Here is a 9160-nt window from a genome sequence, read left to right on the forward strand (position 1 = left end):
GATTCGGTATCCACCACCTTCACCGCGGGCAAACACACGCCACCCGTCTCTGACACACCATTTTCCGGGTGGCTGTTCTCAGAACTCGAGAGCGACAGCCTCGCTAGTCGCTACTCGGTATCGAAAACCGCACAACGGCCACGAAAAGTCGAAAGCAACAGCGTTCTCGGGCGAAAACTGAAATCGAGACGGGCTACTCGACGGTGACGCTTTTTGCGAGGTTCCGTGGCTTGTCGATAGGTCGGCTCAACATCGCCGCTGCGTGGTACGACAGCAACTGAAGCTGAACGTTCGCAACGACGCCGGCGAGTTCGAGGTTCGTCTCGGGGATGTCGAGAACCATGTCCGCGAGGTCACGGACGCTTTCGGGATTGCTCGTGACTGCGATAATTGGCGCACCGCGGGTCTTCGCCTCCGCGAGGCTGTGAATCGTCTTGTCGCTGTCGAGTCCGTCGATGATGCCGATGATGGGCGTCGACGGCGTGACGAGTGCCAGCGGTCCGTGTTTGAGTTCGCCGGCAGCGAACCCTTCGGCGTGCTCGTACGTGATTTCCTTGAACTTCAGTGCACCTTCCAGCGCCACCGTGTAACCGGTGTTGCGGCCGATGAAGAAGTACGAGTCCACGTCGCGGTACGCCTCGGCGACCGACTGGACGGACGTCTGTTCCAGCACCGATTCGATGACGTCCGGGAGGTCACGAATCGCCGCGAGCAACTCGTCGGAGCCTTCCGACGGTTCGCCGTCGTGGCGGTCACGGTAGTACTGTTCGACGAACAGGGCGAGACAGACGACCTGCGAGGAGAACGTCTTCGTCGCCGCGACGCCGATTTCGGGTCCTGCGCGGATGAACAGGGCGTCGTCGCACTCGCGGGCGGCGGTGCTGCCGACGACGTTCGTCACTGCGAGCGTCTGCGCGCCCGCGTCTTGCGCTTTTCGAAGCGCAGTGAGCGTGTCCGCGGTTTCACCGCTCTGGGTGACACCGACGACGAGAGTGTTCTCGTCGACGTGTGGGATGGAAGTGGCGTACTCGCTTGCGAGGAACGCCTGTGCGGAGAGCTGTCTGTTCGAACACATCTGTACTGCGTACTTCGCCGCGTGGTAGGAAGTCCCGCACGCGACGAACTGGATAGTCTCGACGTCCTCGAACGTTCCCGGTGGGAAGTCTTCGAGGTCGAGTTCGTTCGACTCCGGCTTGACCCGACCCTCGATGGCCTGCCGGAGCGACTGTGGTTGCTCGTAGATTTCTTTGAGCATGTAGTGGTCGTACGCGCCCTTGCCTGCTTGCTCGGGGTTCCAACTCACCGTCTCGACGACCGGTTCGTCGACTGCGCCGGTTGCGTCGGTGAGCGTGTACCCGTCCGGCGTCACGACCAGCATGTCGCCGTCGTCGAGGTAGACCACTCGGTCGGTGTACTCGAGGAACGCGGGCACGTCGCTGGCGAGGTAGTAACAGCCGTCGGCGACGCCGAGGACGAGCGGCGAACCCTCGCGGGTCGCGTACACTGCGTCGTCGCCTTCGACAATCATCGCAAGCGCGTAGCTTCCGGAGAGTTCGTCGACGGTTTTCCGGAACGCCGTCTCGGCGTCGTATCCGGCATCGAGGAACTCCTCGACGAGGTGGGGAACCACTTCGGTGTCGGTGTCGCTACGGAACTCGTGGCCGTCGGCAGCGAGCCGTTCGCGGAGTTCGCCGTAGTTGTCGATGATACCGTTGTGGACGACGGCGACGCGACCAGACTCGTCGGTGTGCGGGTGCGCGTTGTCGTCGGTCGGCGGGCCGTGGGTACTCCAGCGGGTGTGACCGATACCGATCGGGCCAAGCATCTGGCCGTCGGCGAGGTCACGGAGTTCCGAGACGTTGCCCTGTCGTTTGACGACAGTCGGCCGCGAGCCGTTGCGTTGCTTGACCGCGAGACCGGCGGAGTCGTATCCGCGGTACTCGAGATTCGAGAGGCCTTGAAGCAGTTCTTGGACGCCATCTCCGTCACCGATACGGGCGATAATTCCACACATGTTAGCCGTGTCCTCCGTTTCGACCGGGAGCAGGCACTCGTGCGACGGGATACGTCGGAGTGTTTTGTTCCAGTGTCATGGGTAAATTCGTTCTGCGACTTGAGGGTCGAGTGAACGAACAAGCCTATACGTGGTACAATCATTGTTATACGCTAATTGACGACGGGCAACCCAGTCCTAATCACGAGAAGGAACCGCCGTATCGGGGTCCTCGGCCGGTTGAACGGAGGTTTTTGGAAAATCCTGCTCAGAACTGCTCGGAGAGGGAATAATCGGTAAAAAAGACTGACGCAGTAGCTGACATCAGGTGAGGGTCGTGAAAAATCAAAAAGAAGGCCGTCGATAGCGAACGGCTACTTGATTCGAGAGAACTTCTCGGCGGCGACTCGTCGAGTCTCGCGCACGTCGCGCGCGTGAACCAACGAGACGGCGAGAACCGACGCGACGAACGCGACGGTGACGAGAACCTGAAGCAGTTGGCCGACGGCGGCTAGTTGAAAGAGGATGGCGAACGACCCGCCGACGAGACTGAGACCGAGGTACCGTTTCTCCCATTCGGTTTCGGTTTCAGCGTCGTCGTTCAGGTACATACCGAGAAGGTCGGCGTTCTCCGAGAGCGTGATGTTGCCGCGGTCCTGCTCGTACTCGATGATACCCGCCTTATCCATCTTCGGAAGGTGGGTCTGGTAGAGTGCGACGTAGACGCGCTTGCGCTGGTCGGAGTTGAGTTCCTGAACTTCGATGTCGTTCTCCCAGGCTGCGACCTGTTCTGCGAGTTCCGAGAGCGTGACCGTCCGCTCGACCTCCATGAGGTATCGGAAAATGTCACGACGACGGCGATTCTTCAGCAGCTCGAAAATGACGTCGAGCGTTAGCTGCTCCTCGCTGTCTTGTTGTGACTCTTGGAGTTTCTTGAACTGACTTTCAGTGACACTCATCTGCAGAACACGCTTCCGTTGCTGTCGCTGCTGACCGACTGAGTGTCGTCACTGTAGTTATTCGCCGAGTGGAGACGCCGCTCTAGAGACCGCATCCGTGCTTGCATGGTTGACACACCAGTTATCAATCACTACTCATTACATGATAAGCGCGCTCATCCATTTCACAGGGCGCGAAAACTACACCCGGAATTTGCATCAATTGAAACTAACGTTTGTCGATGCATACCGTGAATCCGCCCGAGCATAACCACAGAACATCAGAAAACAGTGAGAGCCTACGAGGACAGCGTGTTTCGTAAGGTGACGTTGCCCGAGCGCGCACTCGTTATCAGACACACCGAAAGACACGTTCTGAGCACTCTGGGCCCGTTTTTCTGGTATCGATAGGACGCGGCTCGGCAGTCAGAACACTTCGCTGCACACAGCACCACGAACACAACTCTATCAGGGCGCGTTCGCACGCGGATGGCGTGAGGGAGGACGTACCACCGAGCAACGACATTACACGTGCAGACAAAGCGACGTTAACCGAGTATCTCCCTCAGTGACGCTCGTTGGCTGATTTCGTGGCCCGAGTAGGTGTCTGTTTTAGACATCCTTGTTAGGAGACGTATACTAATGCTGTTTCCGGGGGGTTTGAACGTATAATGTTCGGGACCAGTGGAATACGTGGCCCCGTCGGGAGAGTCATCACGGCAGACCTCGCTCTCGATGTCGGCCGAGCCCTCGCTTCTCAAGGTGCGAAGACGATTGTCGTGGGGCGAGACCCACGCGAGAGCGGATCCGCGCTCGCGGACGCAGTGAGCGCCGGTGCTCGTGAGTGCGGTGCGGACGTCATCCGTCTCGGCGTCGCCGCGACGCCAACAATTGCGCGAAGCGTCGGCTGGCTCGACGCGGACGCCGGCGTCGCCGTTACAGCCTCGCACAACCCATCGACAGATAACGGCTTCAAACTCTGGACGCCGAGCGGGCAGGCGTTCGACCGCCCGAAACGGCGCGAGATTACCCGGCGAATCAACAGTGAGGCGTTCGAGTTCGCCGACTGGGATGGCCACGGCAGCGAGTGGTCGTGGGACCAAGCGATAGAGACGCACGCAAACCGAATCGAGACGGCGCTCGACCCGATTCGAGGACTGACCGTCGCCGTCGACGTCGGCAATGGCGCTGGCGGCGTCGTCGCGGACGCGCTCGAACGACTCGGCTGTTCGGTCGAAACGCTCAACGGGCAGCCTGACGGTCGATTCCCGGGTCGTCCGAGCGAACCGACCGCCGAGAACTGCAAGTCGCTCTGTGAGTTCGTCGCTGCGACCGACGCAGACCTCGGTATCGCCCACGATGGCGACGCAGACCGAATGATGGCAGTCACCGAGACGGGAGAGTTCGTCTCGGGTGACGTACTGCTCGCGCTGTTCGCCCGCGAAGCAGTCAGACCTGGCAAGCAGGTCGCAGTCCCCGTCGACACCAGTCTCCTCGTCGACGACGTGGTCACCGAAGCCGGTGGTTCGGTCGTGCGAACGAAAGTAGGCGACGTATACGTGGCTGCCGAGGCCGCAAAACCCGACGTTGTGTTCGGCGGTGAGCCGAGCGGTGCGTGGATATGGCCCGACGAGACACTGTGCCCGGACGGTCCGTTCGCCGCCTGTCAACTGGCGTGGCTCGTGAGCAAACAGGGCCCGCTCTCGTCGCTCGTGTCGAGCATCGAACGATATCCGATTCGCCGGAAATCGATACGTGTCGACGACGAGTTGTCGACGATTGAAACCGTTCAAGAGCGCCTCACAGCCCAGTATGCCGCCGTCGACACGACCGACGGGGTCCGCGTCGAACGCGACGACGGCTGGTTCCTCGTCCGTGCCAGCGGAACCGAACCGATAATCCGACTCACCGCAGAAGCTCGGACTGACGCCGAAGCCGACGCGCTGCTGGCCGAAGTGAGCGAACTCGTCGAAGCGTCGAGAGAAAAAGTACCGAGAATCGACCTCTCGGACTGAGCCGCCCGTTTCACAACGTTCAGCGCCGTAAGCTTTCGTTTCGTGTGAAACCGACTCCTGTTCTTACGTGGCACCCAGCTTATTTACTATTCGATGACGCGGACCGTCGAGCAGCGCACGGGAGACAGAGGCGACGAGTGCCCGGACTGCGGAGGGCCGCTCGTCACCGACACGGAGCGAGGGGAACTCGTCTGTGACTCGTGTGGTCTCGTAGCAGAAGAAACTGCTATCGACCGAGGGGCAGAGTGGCGTGCATTCAACAAACAGGAGCGGGACAGTCGCTCGCGTGTCGGAGCGCCGATAACGCAGATGATACACGACAAGGGGCTGACGACCGAAATCGGCGCGGGCAACCGCGACGCACACGGTCGAATGATAGACTCCGAGAAGCGACGACAGCTGTCGCGCATGCGCACGTGGCAAGAACGGATTCGAACGCGCAACGCGGACGAGCGAAATCTGCAGTACGCGCTCAGCGAAATCGACCGGATGTCGAGTGCGCTGGGGATTCCGGATTCGGTCCGAGAGGTGGCGGCGGTCATCTACCGACAGGCGCTCAACAAGGACCTGATTCGCGGACGTTCTATCGAGGGCATCTCGACGAGCGCGCTGTACGCGGCCTGCCGTCAGGGCAACGTACCGCGAAGTCTGGAGGAGGTGTCGAGTGTCTCACGCGTCGAGCAGCGCGAAATCGGTCGGTCGTACCGGTATATCGCAGACGAACTCGACCTGCAACTGGAGCCGACCGACCCCGCGCAGTATCTACCGCGCTTCTGCTCGAAACTCGGCGTCAGCCACGAGGTGCAGGCGCAGGCACGCGAGATTCTGGAGAAGACGACTGCGACGGGGCTTCACTCCGGGAAATCACCGCCGGGATACGCCGCCGCGGCCATCTACGCCGCAGCAGTACTCACCGATACGAATCTCACACAGCGAGAGGTCGCAGAGGTCGCACAAGTGACCGACGTGACGATTCGGAACCGCTACCGCGAGCAGCTCGAAGTCGTCACGTAGAGTCTCGGTCGAAACAGACCGACGACGGAGTCCGCAGCGGCGCGTCGGCGAGCAGTCGCCGGATTTTGTGCAGATAGTGCCGTATCACGACCTTCGTCCCCTAATTAGGGTGCGGTTTCAACTCGGTAATTAGCGTATAACGAAGGGGGTAGCTCTTCTATGAAAGTAGTGGCGCACGTGGACTTCCCTCGAGCGCTGGGCCGGCACTTGCCCGGATGTCGGTTCGCAGGCCACCTGCGCTTGCTCGGCTACTGGCCGTGGAGCCGAGACGAAGGCGTCGGTCTGCACCCTTTTGACGAACTCACACCGTGAGCGGGGCGTCCATCGTCGATACGAAGTCGACGAAAAGCGACCGAAATCGCAATCAGCGAGACCGAGTTGCATCGGCGACCGGCACCCAGTGATTACCTGGTCATCTAGCAGCTCAGTTGTCGGTGTCGGACAACTCTTCAGTGCGGTCGGCGACGGCCTCCGGCCGGTCCATTGCGACTTGGATTAAGGCAGTGTGGAGTTCGCGTTTCTGTGCGTCCTCGATTTCGGGATAGTCGAGGGTCAACCGTTTCAGGAACCGGCGAAGGTCACGACGCGTCTCTTCGGGCAGATACAGCGTCGTCGGTACCCACTCGGGTACTTCTTCGGTGCTGGATGCGTCGTCGGTCTCGGCCTCCGGGTTCGAACCACTCGAGGACGTCGGCTCGGTTTCGGTGCCGGAGCTAGTCTCCGATTGGTCGGAGTTCGACTCGTCTCCTTCCCCATCTGCCTGCTGCGAGTCGCCGGCCGAACTCTTCGCTGCGCCGAATCGGTCGCCGAGTCGCCGCGTCGAGCGCTCGAGTTCTTCGTCTTTTTGGGTCACGAGAGGTCTCCTGGGCGTACAGAGTGGTCCGTAAATCGTACTTTCGCCGTTCCCTCTTCCACATCTCTGTGGTGGAAACGCGATATAATGCAACACATTATTTAATTCACGCTCCGTTCGACGTCCGCTGCGAGGCGGTCGAACACGGGAATCATGTCGGAGTCGTCGTTGTAGGCGTAGAGTGTCTCTCCTCTCCGCATTGCGTACTTGATATCTGCCCGTTTCCGAATCTCGTACGGAAGAACGAGTTCTTCGAGTCCAGGGGTCGAGCGAATCGTTTCGAGCGTCGACTCCGCGACACCGTCGCGAGGGACCAGATTCGGTGCGATACCCAGAATGTCGACGTCGATGCCGAACGCGGCCTCGATTTCTTCGATTTCGTCGAGTGCCATCTCCAGAGCATCGAGCGACGAATCCTCGGCCTGAATCGGAATCAGCAGCCGGCGTGATGCGAGAATCGCGTTGTCAGTGAGAACACCTAGATTCGGTGGACTATCGACGAGTACGTAGTCGTAGCTACCGCCCGGCAGCGCCGATATGACGTTCTGAAGTCGGCGTTCTCTGTTTCTAGCGTTCGAGAGCGCATCGGCGACGCCGCGCATGTCGTAGTTGCTGGGTACGAGGTCGATGTCTTCGTCGGTCGTGACGATGAGGTCAGTCGGGTCACCGTGTCCGCTGTTAGTGAGATGAAGTGCGATGTTGTCGATTTCCCCCCGGTAGAGTTCCTCCTTGAGTCCGAAGTGACGAGTGAGATATCCCTGCGGGTCGAGGTCGATGGCCAACACACGGTGGCCCCGATTTGCCAGTCCGACCGCGAGATGGGCGGTGATGGTCGTTTTCCCGACCCCTCCTTTCTGATTCGTAATGGCTATCGTATGCACGTCTGTCGGCAGTTCAAAAAGTAATGCAATAACGTTTCGGGTGCAGTAAATTAGATAATGCAGTGCATTTTTTGATGTTGTGAATTTCGGGTGTGGTGCGTGGCAGAGAAATCGGGGAACGAACGAGAGCGAAGAAAAACGAGCGAAAACGAACCAAAGCGCTCCCACAGCGACGAGTCGAAACAGACGAATTAGATCTTTCACGAACGGGCCGGAGAGTTCGCCGAGTCGACCGACAGAAGTCGGGAGTTCCCGCCGGTACGGACGAGTACGCGTTACACTGTGTACAAGAAGAGTTGTACAGAGTAAATACGATCGAATCGTCTCGATATCTGTTGCAAGTTTCAATGCGGACCGCAGAGATGGAAACGCAGCCGGGGTCCGAACCCCCGGCTTGTGCCGGATGTCCGCCTTTTCAGGTCTCTCTATAGCGACGTATCGTGTATCCAGTTAGCCGACAGGACGAACGAAGAATCACGGATGTGGATGGAACTCCAGTCGAAACACGGGTCAAAAAAGCTCGATAGTGATGAAAGACCAACTGATTCTCGAAGAAGAGCCGAGATTCAGACACACACACCACCGCCGCGAATGTAACGGTCTCGAGGGAGGGGGAGGGCGAGAAAAGGCGGAGACCGTTGCCGGTGAATCGTCCGCAAAGGAAAGGAAGGAGACATATCGGGTAGCTGTTGTTTAGGATCTAAATAGAACCAATTAAATACTAACAACGCGAAAATTCCAGTAAGTTAACTTCGTTGCGAAACAGGAAAGCAACGATACTTCGTTGCTTGTGGGGTTCGTGCAGTTGAAACGGGTGTTCACGTCTCTTCGGGTTGCTGGTTCGTGTCTGCGCGTCACCTCCGGTCTCAGCGTCTCTGTCCGCATCTCGTTGAGATACACCGTGTCTTTCCCAGCAACAACCTCCGCTTCTTCTCCACCCCCCTCTCTCGTACGCGTTACATCCGCGAGACTGGTGTGTGTGAGGTCGACCCCCAGAAGCACCACTGAAAACACCCTCTACACCCTTCTGGACCTTTGTAAGCCTCGAAACCGTTTTGAGACCTAATTTACATTAGCGATGGTACCCCCTCTCAGACTCCCCAAAATGACGGCTTCGTCTGTTTCGACTGTTTCGACTCGATCTACAATTTCTGGTGGAGTTTTATCGTGGAGATTCTGGCGGTTCCTCTCCGTCACTTCTGCCCGACCCGTAACTAGTCTACAATCCTACTAGTCAGCTATCTTTTGACTTATAGAGCCTAAGCGAGAAAGCCCATGACTTGGGTCGTGAGAGAATGTCACACTGTTCGGTTCGAGGGTTTTCATTCGCGGCGGTGGTGTCTCCCGTCTTCGACGAATTCCTCGAATACATTCGCGGCGGTGGTGTCTCTCGTTGGTTTCGACCCGTGCTGGCACAGATTCCCCTTTTGGCTCGACCATCGACAACCCGTGGGCTTCTGTCTTAC

At 58.9% G+C, this 9160-nt stretch carries 6 protein-coding genes; 2 read left to right on the forward strand and 4 right to left on the reverse strand.

Going from position 1 to position 9160, the window contains the following annotated elements:
- Nucleotides 1–193 precede the first annotated feature (193 nt).
- Together glmS and AUR64_RS18620 are read right to left on the reverse strand one after the other, a co-directional pair.
- On the reverse strand, nt 194–2014 hold the full coding sequence (glmS, locus tag AUR64_RS18615) for a glutamine--fructose-6-phosphate transaminase (isomerizing) (protein WP_058583477.1): 1821 nt from the start codon (nt 2012–2014) through the stop codon (nt 194–196).
- A 353-nt stretch (nt 2015–2367) separates the two neighbouring features.
- Nucleotides 2368–2952 carry a DUF7344 domain-containing protein gene (locus AUR64_RS18620; RefSeq protein ID WP_058583478.1) on the reverse strand — a complete coding sequence of 195 codons (585 nt, stop codon included), beginning with the start codon at nt 2950–2952 and terminating at the stop codon, nt 2368–2370.
- Nucleotides 2953–3602: 650 nt separating this feature from the next.
- Between AUR64_RS18620 and glmM the strand changes: the two genes are divergently transcribed.
- Nucleotides 3603–4946: a phosphoglucosamine mutase gene (gene glmM / locus AUR64_RS18625; RefSeq protein ID WP_058583479.1), complete on the forward strand. Its 1344-nt coding sequence runs from the start codon at nt 3603–3605 to the stop codon at nt 4944–4946.
- A 93-nt stretch (nt 4947–5039) separates the two neighbouring features.
- Nucleotides 5040–5960, forward strand: a complete 921-nt coding sequence (locus AUR64_RS18630; protein ID WP_058583480.1) for a transcription initiation factor IIB — start codon at nt 5040–5042, stop codon at nt 5958–5960.
- 424 nt (nt 5961–6384) lie between these two features.
- On the opposite strand, the gene AUR64_RS18635 is transcribed toward AUR64_RS18630, so the two are convergent.
- The gene (locus AUR64_RS18635) at nt 6385–6813 is read right to left on the reverse strand and encodes a hypothetical protein (RefSeq protein ID WP_058583481.1); all 429 of its coding nucleotides are present in this window, start codon (nt 6811–6813) and stop codon (nt 6385–6387) included.
- A gap of 101 nt (nt 6814–6914) precedes the next feature.
- Complete coding sequence (locus tag AUR64_RS20780) at nt 6915–7694, reverse strand: ParA family protein (protein ID WP_058583482.1); 780 nt, start codon at nt 7692–7694, stop codon at nt 6915–6917.
- Nucleotides 7695–9160: the final 1466 nt, after the last annotated feature.

Source organism: Haloprofundus marisrubri (genome assembly GCF_001469955.1).
Lineage (GTDB): Archaea > Halobacteriota > Halobacteria > Halobacteriales > Haloferacaceae > Haloprofundus > Haloprofundus marisrubri.